This window comes from Pseudomonas sp. PvP100 (genome assembly GCF_017833055.1).
GTDB classification, from domain to species: domain Bacteria; phylum Pseudomonadota; class Gammaproteobacteria; order Pseudomonadales; family Pseudomonadaceae; genus Aquipseudomonas; species Aquipseudomonas syringae.
In genome coordinates this window covers 2,375,757-2,392,920 of sequence record NZ_JAFIBO010000001.1, presented here as the reverse complement: position 1 = coordinate 2,392,920, position 17,164 = coordinate 2,375,757, and the positions used below count along the sequence as shown (strand labels likewise).

16 protein-coding genes are annotated in these 17,164 nt (G+C 61.2%); 7 read left to right on the top strand and 9 right to left on the bottom strand.

Annotation, left to right across the window (positions count from 1 at the left end; translation table 11 throughout):
* Positions 1–43: 43 nt before the first annotated feature.
* The gene (locus JOE39_RS10020) at positions 44–2,230 is read left to right on the top strand and encodes a TonB-dependent receptor (protein ID WP_017278005.1); all 2,187 of its coding nucleotides are present in this window, start codon (positions 44–46) and stop codon (positions 2,228–2,230) included.
* A gap of 38 nt (positions 2,231–2,268) precedes the next feature.
* Here JOE39_RS10020 and JOE39_RS10015 read toward each other — a convergent pair whose 3' ends face one another.
* Complete coding sequence (locus tag JOE39_RS10015; RefSeq protein WP_024663952.1) at positions 2,269–3,411, bottom strand: glycerophosphodiester phosphodiesterase; 1,143 nt, start codon at positions 3,409–3,411, stop codon at positions 2,269–2,271.
* Between the two features lie 272 nt (positions 3,412–3,683).
* On the opposite strand from JOE39_RS10015, the gene JOE39_RS10010 reads away from it, so the two are divergent.
* From JOE39_RS10010 to JOE39_RS10000, 3 genes are all read left to right on the top strand, one after another.
* Complete coding sequence (locus tag JOE39_RS10010; RefSeq protein ID WP_210077406.1) at positions 3,684–4,616, top strand: 2-hydroxyacid dehydrogenase; 933 nt, start codon at positions 3,684–3,686, stop codon at positions 4,614–4,616.
* A gap of 109 nt (positions 4,617–4,725) precedes the next feature.
* Positions 4,726–5,448: a CTP synthase gene (locus JOE39_RS10005; protein WP_210077408.1), complete on the top strand. Its 723-nt coding sequence runs from the start codon at positions 4,726–4,728 to the stop codon at positions 5,446–5,448.
* The gene (locus JOE39_RS10000) at positions 5,445–5,771 is read left to right on the top strand and encodes an antibiotic biosynthesis monooxygenase (RefSeq protein WP_210077410.1); all 327 of its coding nucleotides are present in this window, start codon (positions 5,445–5,447) and stop codon (positions 5,769–5,771) included. Before JOE39_RS10005 ends, JOE39_RS10000 begins: the two co-directional genes overlap by 4 nt.
* Positions 5,772–5,775: 4 nt before the next feature.
* Here JOE39_RS10000 and JOE39_RS09995 read toward each other — a convergent pair whose 3' ends face one another.
* The 3 genes from JOE39_RS09995 to JOE39_RS09985 all read right to left on the bottom strand — a co-directional run bounded on the left by JOE39_RS09995 (position 5,776) and on the right by JOE39_RS09985 (position 9,136).
* The gene (locus JOE39_RS09995; protein ID WP_063314087.1) at positions 5,776–7,194 is read right to left on the bottom strand and encodes a TIGR00366 family protein; all 1,419 of its coding nucleotides are present in this window, start codon (positions 7,192–7,194) and stop codon (positions 5,776–5,778) included.
* Positions 7,195–7,735: 541 nt separating this feature from the next.
* The gene (locus JOE39_RS09990) at positions 7,736–8,392 is read right to left on the bottom strand and encodes a CoA transferase subunit B (protein ID WP_003315741.1); all 657 of its coding nucleotides are present in this window, start codon (positions 8,390–8,392) and stop codon (positions 7,736–7,738) included.
* 42 nt (positions 8,393–8,434) lie between these two features.
* Positions 8,435–9,136, bottom strand: a complete 702-nt coding sequence (locus JOE39_RS09985) for a CoA transferase subunit A (protein ID WP_003391701.1) — start codon at positions 9,134–9,136, stop codon at positions 8,435–8,437.
* Between the two features lie 129 nt (positions 9,137–9,265).
* Here JOE39_RS09985 and JOE39_RS09980 point away from each other — a divergent pair, with 129 nt between their 5' ends.
* The 3 genes from JOE39_RS09980 (at position 9,266) to JOE39_RS09970 (ending at position 11,259) form a co-directional block, all read left to right on the top strand.
* Entirely contained in the window at positions 9,266–10,156 is an 891-nt protein-coding gene (locus JOE39_RS09980; protein WP_032659148.1) for a LysR family transcriptional regulator, read from the top strand.
* An 88-nt stretch (positions 10,157–10,244) separates the two neighbouring features.
* A complete protein-coding gene (locus JOE39_RS09975) occupies positions 10,245–10,526 on the top strand; it encodes a hypothetical protein (RefSeq protein ID WP_096134697.1) in 282 nt (93 codons plus the stop codon).
* A gap of 124 nt (positions 10,527–10,650) precedes the next feature.
* Positions 10,651–11,259: a LysE family translocator gene (locus JOE39_RS09970; protein ID WP_024649996.1), complete on the top strand. Its 609-nt coding sequence runs from the start codon at positions 10,651–10,653 to the stop codon at positions 11,257–11,259.
* 19 nt (positions 11,260–11,278) lie between these two features.
* On the opposite strand, the gene ssuE is transcribed toward JOE39_RS09970, so the two are convergent.
* The 5 genes from ssuE to JOE39_RS09945 form a co-directional block, all read right to left on the bottom strand.
* Positions 11,279–11,860 carry an NADPH-dependent FMN reductase gene (ssuE, locus tag JOE39_RS09965; RefSeq protein WP_003348618.1) on the bottom strand — a complete coding sequence of 194 codons (582 nt, stop codon included), beginning with the start codon at positions 11,858–11,860 and terminating at the stop codon, positions 11,279–11,281.
* A gap of 249 nt (positions 11,861–12,109) precedes the next feature.
* Positions 12,110–13,198, bottom strand: coding sequence for a polysaccharide biosynthesis/export family protein (locus tag JOE39_RS09960; RefSeq protein WP_210077412.1), 1,089 nt, complete (start codon positions 13,196–13,198; stop codon positions 12,110–12,112).
* Between the two features lie 80 nt (positions 13,199–13,278).
* A complete protein-coding gene (locus tag JOE39_RS09955) occupies positions 13,279–14,688 on the bottom strand; it encodes an undecaprenyl-phosphate glucose phosphotransferase (RefSeq protein ID WP_210077414.1) in 1,410 nt (469 codons plus the stop codon).
* Positions 14,689–14,701: 13 nt separating this feature from the next.
* Complete coding sequence (locus tag JOE39_RS09950) at positions 14,702–15,931, bottom strand: glycosyltransferase family 4 protein (RefSeq protein WP_210077415.1); 1,230 nt, start codon at positions 15,929–15,931, stop codon at positions 14,702–14,704.
* Positions 15,932–16,004: 73 nt separating this feature from the next.
* Positions 16,005–17,120 (bottom strand): glycosyltransferase family 1 protein, encoded by a 1,116-nt coding sequence (locus JOE39_RS09945; RefSeq protein WP_024663602.1) that lies wholly within the window; start codon positions 17,118–17,120, stop codon positions 16,005–16,007.
* Positions 17,121–17,164 lie beyond the last annotated feature (44 nt).

The following is a 17,164-nucleotide window of genomic DNA, read 5'->3' as shown; positions in this document are numbered from 1 at the left end:
CGGTTGCTTCCGATCTCGTTCAACTTGTCTTCAGGACCTACTGATGAACTCCCCATCGTTCCCGATGCGCCTTACGTTGCTCGCGTTTTGCTGTTCCATTGGATCTCCGGCCTGGGCCGCTGCAGAGGCTGCCACTCGGCAGGACGGCCCTGTGGTGCTGGGCGAGACCGACATCAGTGCCGACAAGGCCGACCCTCACGCGCTACCGCCGGTTTATGCCGGTGGGCAGGTGGCGCGCGGTGGGCAACTGGGCGTTCTGGGCAATGCCGACATCATGGACGTGCCGTTCACCATGAGCAGTTACACCGAACAATTGATCGAGGACCAGCAGGCTGAAACCGTCGGCGACGTATTGCTTAATGATGCATCGGTGCGTCAGTCAAGTGGTTATGCCAACGCTTCGCATATCTTCGTCATTCGCGGCCTCAAGCTGACCACCGACGATATCTCCTACAACGGCCTTTACGGCGTACTGCCACGCCAGATCATATCGACCGATGCGCTGGAGCGCGTTGAAGTGTTCAAGGGCCCCAACGCCTTCATCAACGGCGTGACGCCGACCGGTTCCGGGATTGGCGGCGGCGTGAACCTGCAGCCCAAGCGCGCGCAGGACACACCGACGCGTCGTTTTACCTCCGACATCAGCAGCGACGGCCGGGTCGGCGAGCATCTCGACCTGGGGCAGCGCTTTGGCGAGGGCAATCGCTTCGGCGCGCGTCTCAACCTGTCGCAGCGCGAAGGCGAGACCGGCGTCGAGGATGAAGAGCATCGCAGCAAGCTGTTCGCGCTGGGGCTGGATTATCGAGGTAACAACTTCCGTTTGTCCGGCGATTTTGCCTACCAGAAGCAGCGCATCAACCAGAGCCGCAACACGGTGTTTGTCGACAGCGCCCTGACCAGCGTGCCGCATGCTCCGGACTCGGATACCAATTACGCGCCGAACTGGACCTGGACCGAAACCGAAGACACCTTCGGCATGAGCCGCGCCGAGTATGACCTCAACGAAGACTGGACGCTGTACGCCGCAGTGGGCGCCAAGCACACCCGTGAGGTCGGCGTATATGGCTCGCCAACTGTCCACGATGCCGCAGGCAATACCACGGCCGCACCGTCTTTCATCCCGCATGACGAAGACAACAAGACCGCCATGGCCGGCATCAATGGCAAGCTGCAGACCGGCGCGGTCAGCCACAAGGTCAACTTCGGGCTGTCCGGTATCTGGACCGAACAGCGCAGTGCGTATCTGTTCGGCGGCACCTCCAGCAACAACCTTTACGACCCTGTCTCCCAAGAGCGCCCGGCACTCGACAGTTTCACCGCAGGCGATCTGAATGATCCCGGCATTGTCGGCAAGAGTCGCATGCGCAGCGTCGCGTTCTCAGACACGCTGGGCTTTTTCGATGATCGCCTGTTGCTGACTGCAGGCCTGCGTCGCCAGCAACTGCGTGTTCAGGGGTATGAATACGGCAGCGGCCCGCGCAATGCGCTGTACGACGAAGCGATCACCACGCCGGTCTACGGGGTGGTATTCAAGCCTTGGCACTATGTGTCGTTCTACGCCAACCGCATCGAAGGTCTGGCGCAAGGTCCAACGGCTCCGGATACCGTCACCATCAACCCTGGCGAAGTTTTTGCGCCGTCGCGTTCGAAACAGGTGGAAGCGGGCGTCAAGCTGGACATGGGTACGTTCGGCGCGAGCCTGGGCGTGTACCGCATCGAGCAACCGGCTGACGGCTATCAGGTTCTGGAAGGCACCGGGTCGCGTTATGTCCGTGATGGACAGCAGCGCAACCGCGGCGTTGAGATGAACGTCTTTGGCCAACCTGTCAGCGGCTTGCGCCTGCTGGCCGGTCTGACCCTGATGGACACCGAGGTGAGCGGTACGGCCAGTGGCAGCAACGACGGCAATCGGGCCGTGGGTGTGCCGACCTTCCAGTTCAATGCGGGTGCCGATTGGGACATTCCGGGGATCGAAGGCGCGGCCATCAATGCGCGAATGCTGCGCACCGGTGGGCAATATGTCGATGCTGCCAACAACCTGAGCATCCCGACCTGGAACCGCTTCGACCTGGGCGCACGCTACACCTTCAACGTTGCGCAGAAGGACGTGACCCTGCGCGCCAACGTCGAGAACCTGATGGACAAGGATTATTGGGCATCAGCCAATGGCGGTTACCTGACTCAGGGCGAGCCACGTACCCTCAAGCTGTCGGGCACTATCGACTTCTGATCGACTGGCCGCATCGCAGGATGCAGCCAGCCGCTGGATCAGTAGCCGTTACGCTTCAGAATCGTTTCAATGCTTTCTGTTGCCGGCCGCTCGTAGAACTTCAACAGTTCGGCGGTGCGGTTGGTGAAGAAGCCGTCCGCGCCATCATGGCTGATCCGCTTGAAGTCCTCTGCGTCATCCACCGTGTACGGGTGGATGACCATGCCTTTCTCGTGGGTCAGGTTGTTCATCCAGGGTTTGACCAGGTCCATGTAGCTCTGGTCGCCACCCTTGGCCAGTTGCGACGAAGGGCCGGTGCCGATGGCGCCGTGGGCCTTGGCCCAGTCAATCCACTGCTCGAACTCTTGCGCTGATTTGACTTCCTGGGTCGCGTAATAGCTGGCCTTGTCCTTGGCTCCCGAGTCCTTGAACGCGACGCTGGATTTGGGCTCTATCGAGCCTTCGCCAATCCACAACAGCATGACCTTGGGCACTTTTGGCATTTCTTTCTGCAGCAGTTCCAGGCTTTGCTTCTCGAACGTCTGCAGGACGACGCGTCCTGGCATGTGCGCGACGTTGACATGGCCGGCCTCTGCCGCAGGGCGCTGGTCGAGCCAGCCGCGTTTGGCCAGCAGTTTCTTCAGGTCGGCTTCGACACCAGGAAACTTGTTCGGCACCTTGGTCTCTATGTACAGCCCAGGTTTGTTGGCGCCGCCCTCGGCGATGTCGATGACCTCATCCAGCGTCAGGATCTGCAACCCGTTGTAACTGTCGCGGGCCCTGTCCGGGTAAGCCTTGTTGAACCACGAACCGGCGTCCAGTTGCTTGAGCTCCGCCAGAGTGAAGGTGCTGACCGGGTCTTTCACCCGTGTCGGGAACACTTGAGCGATGTTGGTAGTGCGTTCCAGCACGTCATCGTGCAGCGCTATCAGCACGCCGTCCTTGGTTCGCTGGATGTCCATTTCCAGGTAGTCCGCGCCCAGGTCCCGCGCCAGGGTGTAGGCCGGGATGGTTTCTTCCGGTGCGTCGAACGAAGCACCGCGATGGGCGATCACGGCTGGCCAGGGCAGGCCGTATTTCTCGCTCAGCACCTTGCCTGGGGCGTCCGCCGCCGCTGCCATGCCTGACGACAGCATCAGGCCCGACATGACAGCCGCAGCCAATAGGGTCTTTTTCAACAGGGTGGTGGGAAATCCTTGCATGGGCGGGTGTTTCCTTGTTTTTGAGAAAGCCTGTTTTATGAGCAGCCTGCGCGCCAGACCTTAGAACCACTGGTCGCGTCACTGCACGCAACCATAACGCACTCTGCTGACTGCCAAGTCTGCTTGCGCATTAGTCTGTCCCGCAAATGCGTCCACTTTATGAACGCCTGGCGTATTCGGGAAGGCTTTTTTCAGTTCCAGCGTCAGCGGCGCTGCACAAGTGGGTCGAGTCGCGTTAAGGTCAGCATTTTGCTGATCGAACGGGAGCGCGCATGACAACGGTATTGGTGCTGGTGGAAAACCTGGACACGTATTTGCCGATTCTTGAAAGCAGCGGTTTTCAGTTGATTCGCGCCCCGACGGCCGAACTGCGTGCCGAGGCGATTGCCACGCACGGGCCGAGCATCATTGCCGTGGTGACACGCGGGCCGTTGGGATTTTTCGCCGAGGAAATGGATGCACTGCCGCAGCTGCGCATCATTTGCGTAAGCGGCGCCGGTTACGAGAAGGTCGATCTGCCTGCCGCGCAGGCACGTGGCATCGTCGTGACCAATGGTGCAGGCGTCAACGCCGCCACGGTGGCCGATCATACGCTGGCGTTGCTGCTGTCGTTGGTGCGCGACATTCCGCAGGCCGATGCCTCGGTGCGACGCAGCGAATGGCGCAAGGTGGTGCGCCCGTCGCTGGCAGGCAAGCGTCTGGGGATCGTCGGGCTGGGGGCGGTAGGGCTGGCGATTGCCAAGCGTGCAGCCGCCTTTGATATTGCCATCGGTTACCACAACCGCAAGCCACGCAGCGACTGCGATTACACTTGGCATGCGACAGCGCAGGCGCTGGCGGCCGCATCGGATTTTCTGGTCATCGCCACGCCCGGTGGCAGCGGCACGCAGCATCTGATCGACGCTCGGGTGCTTGAGGCGCTGGGCCCTGACGGGTTTTTGGTCAACATTGCCCGCGCCAGCGTGGTGGATACCCAGGCGTTGGTCAGTGCACTGCAGCATGAGCAGATTGCCGGGGCCGCGCTGGACGTGTTCGACGATGAACCGACTGTGCCGGATGTGCTCAAGACGCTGGACAATGTGGTGCTGACACCGCACGTGGCAGGCCTGTCCCCCGAGGCTTCGAGAGACAGTGTGCAAATGGTCAACGATAACCTGCTGGCGTTTTTTGCCGGGCAACCGTTGCTGACGCCTGTGACTGAATGAGCAACCGTGCACGCTTGCACGCGAGGCGTTGCTGTAACGCCCATTCTGCTGGTTTTGCTGCCTGTTTATAGTCTGCCCGGGCTGTACGACATCAAACAGGGAGCAGGGCATGGGCAAAGCAGATAACACACGCAACGGGATACGGATCGGTCTGGTAGGGGACTTCAGTGCGGATGTCCCTGCGCATCAGGCCATTCCGTTGGCCTTGCAGAGGGCGGCGGAGGCCGCGCAGGTACCGGTCGGTTTCGAATGGCTGCCGACGCCGGGGATCGGCAGCGGTGCGCAACTCGCCGAATTCGATGGTCTGTGGTGCGTTCCGGCCAGTCCGTATCGGGACATGCTGGGCGCGTTGACGGCCATTCGTTTCGCTCGTGAGCACCGGGTGCCGTTTCTGGGGACGTGCGGGGGCTTTCAGCACGCGTTGGTCGAGTACGCCCGCCACCAACTGGGCTGGGCAGACGCCGAGCATGGCGAAACTGCGCCGGACGCGGCAAACGTGATTATCGAGCCGCTCAGTTGCTCGCTGGTTGAATCGGTGGCAGCGATTCAGTTGCAACCCGACACGCTGATTGCCCAAGCCTATGGCAGGCTCGACATCGAAGAGCGCTATCACTGCCGCTACGGTCTGCGCCGCGAGCTGGAGTCGGCGCTGTTCGGCGAGCATCTGAAGGTCAGTGGGCGCGGTCCCGAGGGCGAAGTGCGCTGTATGGAATTGCAGGGGCACCCGTTCTACGTCGCCACACTGTTCCAGCCGGAGCGCGCTGCGTTGCAGGGCCAGACGCCACCTGTGGTGGCCGCGTTTGTCCGCGCCTGCCTGAGCAACCCGGCATGATGGCCGCCCGGTTTGCCAAGCCTTACTTCGCTGTGGTGTTCACCTCGCTGCGTACGCCTGACGATGATCAGGCGTACGCGGAGGCGGCGCAGCGCATGGTGAGCCTGGCCCGACAACAGCCAGGCTTTCTGGGCGTGGAGTCGGCGCGCGGTGACGACGGCATGGGCATCACCGTGTCCTACTGGACCGACGAAACCGCGATTCTCGCCTGGAAACAGCAGGCCGATCATGCTCAGGTCCGCGAGCAGGGACGTTCGCGCTGGTATCAGGCGTTTACCACGCGAATCTGCCGGGTCGAGCGTGACTACGCATTCGACGCGTAGGCATTCAGGGCACTACCGGTGGCACATAGGCCAACGTGGTGCCCAGTGCCCAGAGCAGAAACAGCACCAGCGGCGTGTGGACCAGCAGCTGCACGAATGAGAAGCCGATCAGGTCACGCGCCTTCAGGCCCAGTACACCCAGCAGCGGCAGCATGTAGAACGGGTTTATCAGGTTGGGCAAGGCTTCGGCTGCGTTGTAGATCTGTACTGCCCAGCCGAGGTGATACTGCAGCTCGTTGGCAACTTGCATTACGTAGGGCGCTTCGATGATCCACTTGCCGCCGCCCGACGGAATGAAAAAGCCCAATATGGCCGAATAGACGCCCATCAGAATCGCGTAAGTGTCGTGGGAGGCAATACTGGTGAAGAACGTCGAGATGTAATGCGCCAGGGTTTGCGCATCGCTGCCCTTGACCGTGGTCAGTAGCGCGGCGATCGAACCGTACAGAGGGAATTGAATCAGCACGCCGGTGGTGGTGGGCACCGCCCGCGCGACGGCGTCGAGAAAACTACGCGGTCGCCAGTGCAGCAGGGCGCCGAGCATGATGAACAGGAAGTTGTAGGTATTGAGCCCGGAAATCGCCGTGATCGCCGGTTTGCTCGAAAACTCGCTGAACAACCAGCCAACCCCCAGCAGCACCATCAGGATGATCAGCAGCGGGCTGTATTCCAGCCATTCCCCGGGCCGTGTGCGGGGCGGCAGTGGCGGCAGGTTGAAGGCCGGATCGACACCGCAGGCCTTGGCGTCGCGGGCGCTGTTCGGGCCTGGCGCGGTGGCGTAGGCAACGATCAGTGAGATGACCACCAGCGCGGCGAGCATGACCCCGGATTGCCAGAGAAAGATGGTTTCGGTGAACGGGATCACGCCGGTAATCGCCAGGATCGACGGCGGCAGACTGGCCGGGTTGGCCTGCAATTGCGCGGCCGAAGACGACAGCCCCAGCGCCCAGACTGCACCCAGGCCCAGATAGGCGGCTGCGCCGGCTGCGCGGTAATCCATGCGCAGGTCAGTGCGGCGGGCGAGGGCACGCACCAATAGGCCGCCGAACACCAGCGACAGGCCCCAGTTGAGCAGCGAGGCGAGCATGGAAATCAGCGCCACCCAGGCCACCGCCGAACGGCCGTTGCGCGGCACCCGGGCCAGGCGGTCGATCAGGCGCACCGCAGGCGGTGAACTGGCGACCACGTAACCGCCTATGACCACGAAGGCCATCTGCATGGTGAACGGAATCAGGCTCCAGAATCCGTCACCGAACGCCTTGGCAGCCTCGGCCGGGCGCGCGCCGATCGCCAGTGTCGCCAGCGTGACGATGACCACTGCCAGTGCGGCAAATACCCATGAATCAGGAAACCAGCGTTCAGCCCACGCGGCGCAGCGCAAGGCAAATCGGGCGGAGCGGCTTTCTTCTATGTTGGCGGCCATCTGGGGCACCTCTTTTTGTAATTATTATCGGGGAGTTACTTGAACAGCCGACTATTGCGGACGCAGAGTGTTCAGAACGGTGTTCCCACGCTGGTGAACTGACCCCAAAAAGTTGTGCGGTTGACTCTCGTTCCCATGCTCCGCCTGGGAATGCAGTTCGTGACGCTCCGCGTCACACGGGGGTTCTGCGATGTCAGGTGGATTGAGGTTCGGCTCAGGTCACCTTTCGCCCCTCGGCGAGTTACTTTGATGAGGCCAAAGTAACCAAAGCCTTTCGCTCCGTTTCCGGCCCGACTTCGTCGGGTTCCTTCGCCCTGACACTGATCCGGGGGTCGCCGCAACGGGCCATCCATGGCCCGGTGCGGCTAGCCTGGCGTCCTGCCAGGCTACCCCCGGATCAGCGCCAGGACTCAGCCGTCACTTACGTGGCACTCTGCGTCGTCTGTGCCATCGTGCTCGAAAAGCGCTTTAGAGCAATTTAGCTAAAGGCCCGGCTTGTGAGCTGGTGACCATCGTGCCAACGCTCCGTGTTGGCCCGCACTCAGAAACTCATCTCGATCACGTCATCCGGCACGATCAGCTTGCCTGCGGTTTTGGCCACGATTTCTTCCACGCTGACCCCCGGCGCGCGTTCGCGGAGGATGAACGCGCCGTTTTCGATTTCCAGGTAGGCCAGATCAGTCAGCACCTTGCGGATGCAGCCTGCGCCGGTCAGTGGCAGGCTGCAACGGGTGAGCAGTTTGGATTCGCCGTCCTTCGACGCATGGGTCATGGTGACGATGATGTTGTCAGCGCCCGCCACCAAGTCCATCGCGCCACCCATGCCCTTGATCAGCTTGCCGGGGATCATCCACGAAGCGATGTTGCCCTCGATATCCACCTCGAAAGCGCCGAGCACCGTCAGGTCGACATGGCCGCCGCGGATCATGGCAAAGGATTCGGCCGACGAAAAAATAGAGGCGCCGATGCGCGCGGTGACCGTCTGCTTGCCGGCATTGATCATGTCTGCGTCGATGGTGTCTTCGGTGGGGAAGGCGCCCATGCCCAGCAGGCCGTTTTCCGACTGGAGCATGACGTCGATGTCATCGGGCACGTAGTTGGCCACCAGCGTCGGAATACCGATGCCAAGGTTCACGTAATAACCGTCCTTGAGCTCACGGGCGACACGTTGAGCCATTTGTTCGCGGGAAAGTGCCATCGTCTGAAGCCTCTTTATTGTTGTAGGGCCAAGGCTGCGCTATCAGGATTTTCTGACGGTGCGCTGTTCGATGCGTTTTTCGAAAGTGCCCTGGATGACCCGGTCGACGTAGATGCCTGGGGTGTGGATCTGGGTAGGCAGCAGCACGCCCGGCTCGACGATTTCCTCGACCTCGACCACGGTGATTCGTCCGGCGGTGGCCACCACCGGGTTGAAGTTCTGTGCGGTATGACGATAGATGACGTTGCCGAAGTGGTCGGCTTTCCAGCCCTTGATCAGGGCGAAGTCACCGGTGATGGCCTCTTCCAGAATCACGTTGCGGCCGTTGAACTGACGGGTTTCCTTGCCTTCGGCGACCGGCGTTCCGTAACCGGTTGCGGTATAGAACGCCGGAATGCCTGCGCCACCGGCACGCAGTTTTTCCGCCAGGGTGCCTTGTGGCGTGAGTTCGACTTCCAGCTCGCCGCTGAGCAGCTGCTTTTCGAACAAGGCATTCTCGCCGACGTAGGACGAAATCATTTTGCGGATCTGCCGGTCTTCAAGCAGGATGCCGAGTCCGAAGCCGTCAACGCCGCAGTTGTTGGAGACTACGGTCAGGCCCTTGATACCCATGCGCTTGATCTGCGCGATCAGGTTTTCCGGGATGCCGCACAGGCCGAAGCCGCCGCAGAGTACCGTCATGTCGTCGGTCAGCCCGGCGAGGGCTTCTTCGTAGGTCGCTACTCGTTTATCGAGTCCAGCCATGATGATCCGCCTTTTATAGTTGTTGACCGACAGTCGCGCTGTCGGAGGATCGGGTGACCTGCATCTTCTCTCGGCGTGACTGATTTGTTAATTTTGTTTTTCTGATCAATTCATAAGAAAAGCAAATATATGAACGTCAAGCAGCTTCGCGCTTTTCTGGCCGTTGCGCAGTACCTGAGCTTCGCTCAGGCCGGCGAGCGACTCAACGTGTCGCAACCAGCCTTGAGCCTGACGATCAAGAGCCTCGAAGAGGACCTTGGCGGACAGCTGTTGACGCGCACCACGCGCAACGTCGGTCTGACGCCCGAGGGCGAAACCTTGTTGCCGCTGGCGCGCCAGTTGCTGGCCGACTGGGACAACACCGAAGAACTGCTGCGTCAGCGTTTTACTTTGCAAATGGGCAGGGTGTCGGTCGCCGCCATGCCGTCATTTGCCGGCAATCTGCTGCCAGCGGCCTTGAAGGTGTTTCGTGGGCGCTACCCGCGCGTCAATGTCGCGGTGCATGACGTGATCAATGAGCAAGTGCTGGAAATGGTTCGCCATCGCCGTGTCGAATTGGGTATCGGCTTTGAGCCCGAGTCGAACAGTGCCCTGTCGTTTATCCCGTTCTATATGGACCGCTTCGTCGCCGTGGTGCCCCGGGAGTCGCCGCTGGCCGAGCGGCGTGAGGTCACCTGGGAAGAACTGCTGCGTGAAGACTTCATCGCCCTGCAACGCCCGTCGGCGGTACGTTTGCTGCTGGAACAGGCCATCGAGCCCCGCCACGGCAAGCTGGCGGTCGCGTTCGAGAGCCATCAGTTGTCGACCATCGGGCGCATGGTTGCCAATGGCCTGGGCGTCAGCGCGGTACCGTCACTGTGCATCGGGCAGATGCAGGAACTGGGGGCCTGCTGCGTGGCGCTGGTGGAGCCGCTGATCGAACGGCGTATCGGCCTGATGATGCTTGCCGATCACAAGCTTTCAACTGCGGCTCAAGCGTTGCGCGAGGTGTTGATCGAGAATGCTCGCAACAGTCGATAGCGACTATCACGGCGGATGATTTTTGCTGCGTCAGGGGCAGGCGTAACCTTGCTTCATTCCTGAAATGAAGCCCGACCGGAGGCCCCCGATGAACCGTATGCTCGCCCTTGCGCTTGTCCTGACATTCACTGTTGCGCTGGTTTCCGGCTGCTCCACTCACCACGCTGTCGAGCAGCGGGCGTTCAGCGCTGAAGAAAGCCATCAGTTGGCTCTTGAAGACCTCAACCGTCGAGGCCTGTCATTTGATGAGTATCAGGCACGCAAGGCGCAATTGATGGCGGATCCGCAGATCCAGCAGGCGCGGGACTTCGATGAAACAGGCGAAACAAGCGTCGATCGGGGTGTCGCGGGTCAGCAGCCACAAGGTTAACAGTCGGCTTGAAAAGTGCGTTGTGCAAGAACTGTACTGCTGTAATTGGCCGTCAACTGTCCGTGTGTTTCCTGCACCGCCTTCGATAGGGTGAGCACCTGACTCACTGATCCGGACAGGCAGCATGTTTCTCTCTTTCGATTTGCTTCTGGCATTCACACTCTTCGCGTTCGTCACCTCCATCACTCCCGGCCCCAACAACATGATGCTGCTGGCCTCGGGCGTGAACTTCGGTTTCAGTCGCACCCTGCCGCACATGCTGGGTATCAGTGTCGGTTTTTTCGTTCTGGTGCTGGCCGTCGGTTTCGGTCTGGGCAGCGTGTTCAAGACCTGGCCGGTGCTCTACACGATCCTGCGCTATGTGGGCGCTGCCTATCTGCTGTACCTGGCCTGGAAAATCGCCACGTCGGAACCGGCCTCCGATAGCGTCGACAGCCAGGGTAAGCCGCTGAGTTTCATGAGCGCCGCGCTTTTTCAATGGGTCAATCCCAAGGCCTGGATCATGGCGATCGGCGCGATCAGCACTTACACCCCCATGCAGGGCTACTTCTACAATGTGCTGGTGATTTCGGCAGTGTTTGCGCTGATCAACCTGCCCAGCGTGGGCGTCTGGGCAGGCTTTGGCAGTTTGCTGCGCAACGTTCTGCGCGATCCGCTCGGGTTACGTATTTTCAACGGCGTGATGGCAGCGCTGTTGGTGGCCTCGCTGTATCCGCTGTTTATCGAGCATTGATGCCTTTGCTATTCCGGCACTACAACGCCAGTTGCAAGTGCCCGCCAGCCTGCTGGTGACGCGCCTGCAAGCGACGTTGCAGGCCATGGTGGAAATGTTCCAGCCCTTCATGCAGACGCTCCGTGAGGATTTCGTCCAGCGTACCGCCTAATTCGTTGTCGTCGTAGCTGACCTGGGTATCGATGGCGAAGATGCCGTGCAGCACTTCCTGCGACTTGAGCGCCGACAGCACCGGTTTGAGCGCGTAATCCACGGCCAGCATGTGCGCGATACTGCCGCCGGTGGCCAGCGGCAAGACCACTTTGCCATGCAGCGCGCGCTCGGGCAGCAAGTCGAGCAGGGTTTTCAATGCGCCGGAAAATGACGCCTTGTATACCGGCGTGCCGATCAGCAGGCCATCGGCCTGACTGACCGCTTCGATCAATTCGAGCACCTGCGGGCTGTCGAAACGGGCGAAAAGCAGGTCCTCCGCATTGAAGTCGCGTATGCGCAATGTGGTGACTTCAACGCCGTGACTCTGCAGCCAGCGGCCGGCGTGGGCCAGCACAACGCCGGAACGGGATTTGGGGGAGGGACTGCCTGAAAGTGAAACGACGCGCATGTGGGATGTCCTTGCGATAAACGTAAGCCTGCAAAGCAGCTTATGTGCCAGCCTTCTTGTGTGTCTGGCGATGGCCCGCAGCCGTTGGGTCTGCGTGTCTTTCACGCAGGGGGAGAGAGTTCGCCGCGCTGATGCAAAAGCCGTCAACTGTTGAACCGCTGTTGCTCTGGCAACAGTCTGGCGCAGTGCGACAGGCAAAAAAATCCCTGCACAACCGCGTGCAGGGAGATTGGCGAACGGCCGCGCGGTTCAGTTGCGAAAGGCCGCACCGGTCTGTATCACGCTGGCCGAGCCGAGCAGCTGGCTGATGAAGCGGCTCCAGCGGGTGATATCGGCAGGGCCGACGAACACCACGTCCTGCGCCTTGAGCTCGAACTGCCCGGCCAGCAGGTAGGCGGTGGGCTTTCTCGCGTTGAGGTGGTAGACGGTGGAGGGTGCCCGGGCAAAGTTTTCCGCACCGCGTATGACGTACACCGCATCGCCGTCTGCGCTGTCCGGGCTGAGGCCGCCGGAGTTTCCCAACGCTTCGAGCAGGGTCAGGCGAGTGGTGCCGAACGAGATCACCTGAGGGTTACGGACCTCGCCCAGCACGTAGATCTTGTTTCGCGAGTTGCTGTTCAGGTGCAGGTAATCGCCGTCCTTCAGGAAGATCCGGCTCAGTTGCGAGTCCCGGCGGTTCAGCGAGTCGATGTCGATCAGGTAGTCCTTGCCCTCCCGGCGCAGGGTCAGCCCGGCCAGGTTGGCATCGGTCAGGTCGACGCCGGCGACACTCACCGCCTGCACCAGGCTCAACGGAATATTGGTAATCGGTTGCGGGCCGGGGACCTTGAAAGAGCCGGACAGCAGTATTCGCTGGCTGTTGTAGCGCAGCACTTTGACGTCGACCTTGACCTCGGTGTACTGCGGCGCCAGGCCCATGCGCAATTGCTCACGAACCTCGCTGACCGTTCTGCCACTCGCGCGGATTCTGCCTACATAGGGGAAGTAGAGCGTGCCGTCGTTGAGCACTTCCCGGGTGTTGGCATCCAGTTGGTCCTGTGAGCCCGGCGCGGTCAGTTCGGGGTGTTCGAACACGGTGACCAGCAAGGTATCGCCAGCACCGATCACGTATTCCGGAGTCCTGTAGTCCAGCAGCACCTGCGGCAGGGCCTTGGCCTCTGCAGTGGCGCGCAGTTGCTGTTGCTGCAGGGTCTTCGGCGTGACCTCGATCAGCTGTGCACGGGGTTCGTCCGGTTTGTCGAGAGTGACGTCATCCGGCGTCATATGTTGCCCCGGCGCGAATGCACAGCCTTGCAGCGCCAGGCTGACCAGCAGTAACGCAGTAACGCTTCGATTCATGACGTTTTTCCTTTCATGGGATTGCTCCGTTCTTGTTGCGTACCGAGGGTGTTCGGTGTGTGCTCAGGTCAGCGCTGGCATCAGAAGGCGTTCTTGTTGACGAACCCCTTGAGCAGCGTCAGCAGAATGATTTTCAGGTCCAGCCAGATCGACCAGTGCTCGATGTATTCCAGGTCGAACTCGACGCGCATGCGCATCTTGTCCAGCGTGTCGGTTTCGCCGCGCCAGCCGTTGATCTGCGCCCAGCCGGTGATGCCGGGCTTGACCTTGTGGCGCAACATGTAACCGCTGACCTGCCTGCGGTATTGCTCGTTGTGGGCAATGGCGTGGGGGCGTGGGCCAACGATGGACATGTCGCCGTGCAGCACGTTGAAGAACTGCGGCAGCTCATCCAGCGACGTCCGGCGCAAAAAGCGGCCCAGCGGTGTTATCCGCGCGTCGTTGCGCGTCGCCTGAAGCACCACATCGGTGTTTTCCTGGACGCTCATGCTGCGAAATTTCCAGACCATGATCGAGCGGCCGTCCAGCCCGTAGCGGCGCTGGCGGAACAGCACCGGGCCGGCCGAGGTAAGCTTGATGGCTGCCGCAATGGTCAGCAGGGGCACGGCGATCAGCAACAGAATCAGGCTCGACAGCACGATGTCTTCGGCACGTTTGGCCAGGCTCCAGGCACCGTCCATGGGCGAGTCGAAAATGCTGATGCTGGCCAGGCCGTTGATGCTTTCACTGCGCGCGTGCAGCAGGTCGAACATGAACACATCCGGAATCAGGTACACCGAGGCGGTGGTGTCGCTCAGGCCCGTAATCAACTCGCGCAGTTGCGGTTCTGCGCTGAAGGCGAGGGTGATGTACACCTTGTCGATCCGGCCAGCGCGGGCATCTTCGATCAACTGCTGCAGGTCACCCAGTACGGGCGGGCGGCGCTTGTGCGCCTGCAGATTCATCTGCTGCGGATGCGCGTCGTAAAAGCCGAGCAGGATCAGGCCCATCCAGGGCGCCAGGGCGATGGACCGGGCCAGCCGCTCGCCGACCTGGCCGGTGCCGACGATCGCCACCCGGCGCGTATTGAAGCCACGCCGACGCAGGGTGTGCAGGGCCAGACGAATAAGCAGCCGGTAGCCGCACAGCACGGCGAGTGCCAGCGCGAACCAGCTCATCTGGCCGTTATCGGGCAATTGCGTCTGAGCGAGCAGCAGACTGTTCAGCGACAGCAGGGTGATGAAGGTCATCGCCCAATAACTGAAGACCTTGGTCAGCTCGCGCAGGATGCGCTCGCCACGCCATGAGCCATACAACTGGTGGTACTCGCTGACCCAGTGAAAGACCAGCACCGCGAGGAAAATGTGCGACCAGGCCTCTGTGCTGTCGGTGACCGTCAGCCCGGTTTGCCAGTAACCGATCAGCACAATGACGGTCAGGTCCAGCAAGCGATGGGCGAGCGAAAGCGCTGACTGGTGGGCACGCAGAATGCCGCGAACTGAAGTACGCATGGGAAGGGCTCGTTCAGACGGTTTTCAGGGAGACGACACGGCCAGGCAGTTCACTGCTAGGCCCGGGAGATGTCTGGGCGGCACATTGCGATTGAGGCAGGCGCGCCAGATGAACCCTGCTTGAGAGGGCCAGACGGTCCTCGACGAAGGCTTTGATCTCCTGCTCAAAGCGCGCGACCGAAAACCGCTCGGCATTGGCCCGGCAGGCCTCGGGAGAGATGCGTGATTGCGCCGCTTCGAATTCGCCTATGGCGGTGATCAGTGATGCGACTGTTTGCTGTGGGTAGAACACGCCGGTCGGTTGCGGGTGATCCAGGCCGCGCACGGTCTCCATGACGCCGCCCTTGGCGAAGGCGATGACCGGCGTGCCGCAAGCCTGGGCTTCGACCGGGCTGATGCCGAAATCTTCCTCGGCGGCGAAGACAAACGCCTTGGCACTGCGCATGTGCTCGAGCAGCACGTTACCTGGCTGAAAACCCAGCAGCGTCACGTTGCTCACCTGGCTGGCAATGGCCTGTGCCTTGGCCAGGTCCGGTCCGTCGCCGATCATGATCAGGCGTTTGTCAGGCATCGCGGCGAAGGCCTCGACAATCATCGGCATGCGTTTGTAAGGCACCATTCGCGAGGCGCAGAGGTAGAAGTCCCAACGTGTGCCCTGTGCGGTGAAGCCGAGCGTGTCCACCGGCGGGTAGATGACGGTGGAGTCGCGTCGATAGGCCTTGCTGATGCGCGCACCGATAAACCCGGAATTGGCAATGAAGGCATCCACGCCGGTCGACGTGCGCTGGTCCCACAAGCGCATGTAATGCAGGATCAGGCGCGCCAGGCCACCCTTGATTCCCTTGCTCAGCCCTGACTCCTGAAGGTACTGATGCTGCAAGTCCCAGGCATAGCGGATCGGCGAGTGCACATAGCTGATGTGCAATTGGTCCGGGCCGCACAGCACGCCCTTGGCCACTGCGTGGCTGCTGCTGATGATCAGGTCATAGCCGGACAGATCCAGTTGCTCGATGGCCAGCGGCATCAGTGGCAGGTAGCGCGAATAGTGTTTGCGGGCACCGGGCAGCTTCTGGATGAACGTCGTTCTGGCGACCTTGCCATGCAGGTGCGCGCGGTCCTGATCGCTGAGGAAGTCGATGACCGCAAACAGGTCCGCAGCGGGCCAGACGTTGATCAATGACGCGAGCACGCGCTCGGCACCGGCGTAGCTCACCAGCCAGTCGTGGACGATAGCGATTCTCATGGGCGTTCCTTGCTGTAATGGCCCGCACTAATGCGGACGCGACGGCGCGCATCCTGGCCTTGCTGTTGTGGATTCAGGGTTTGCCGGTGGACGATTCGGTGGCGATGTTCAGTCTGCTTTGCTGCGCGGGGTCGGACGCCAGCAACGTATCGATGTGCTGGGAAAGACGCTGTGCGGAAAGCTCCCAGGAAAAACGCTGCACGTTTTGCAGGCCCTGGACACGCAGCGCGTTGCGCAAGGGCGCATCCAGCAGAATGCGCTGCATGGCTGCGGCCATGTGGCTGACGTCCAGCGGGTCGAAATACAGCGCACTGGCCTGCAGAACTTCCGGGATCGACGCGGCATTGGCCGCCAGCACCGGGCAGCCGCAGGCCTGGGCTTCGAGCGGCGGGATGCCGAAGCCCTCGTAAAGCGAAGGGAAGACGAACGCAGTCGCGCCCTGGTACTGCGCGATCAGCTCGGCATCACTGAGGCGACCCAGAAAACGGATACGCGGGTCACGACAGGCGATGTGTTGCAGGTTCGGGTCGGCAAACAGCGCGCTGGCTGCGCCGACAATATGCAACTGCAGATCCGGGTGGCCACGCAGGCTGAGAAAGGCCTGAATCATGCGTCTGAAATTCTTGTGTACGGCCGGCGAGGACACGGCCAGCAGGTAGTTCGGACGATTCACAGCGGTCGGCCCCGGGATGAAATCGTCGCTGACCGCAGCCGGTACGACGAGCACTTTGTCTTCTGCGTAGCCATAGAACGAGGATATTTCTCTGCGCGAGAAGTGGCTGCCGGTGATCAGCGTTCTGGCGCGCGACAGCAGGATCGGGGTGATGGTCCGATAGGCCAGCCGGAACAACCGGGTGTAACTTTGCGGGTAGCGCACATAGTTGATGTCGTGGTGAGTCGCAATCTGGTTGCCATACAGCATGGGCCCGGTGTTGCTGATCGAGATCAGCAACGGACTGCCCCGACGTTTCAGGTACAGCGGCAGGTCGATCTGCTCCCACACATGCCCGGTGGAGCGCCCGATGCAGTGCGCCTCCAATGCGCTGGCGCAGTCATGCAGTCTGATGTTATGCGGGGCAACGAATACCAGATCGTCGCGCAGTCGCTTCAGCGCTCGGCACATCTGCTCTGCGTAGCGCTGTACACCACTGATGTCCTGGGTAAGAAACCGTGCATTGATGAAAATCATCTTGAGCGTCCTGCTGATGAAAGTGGGCTGGCGGGTGCCACACC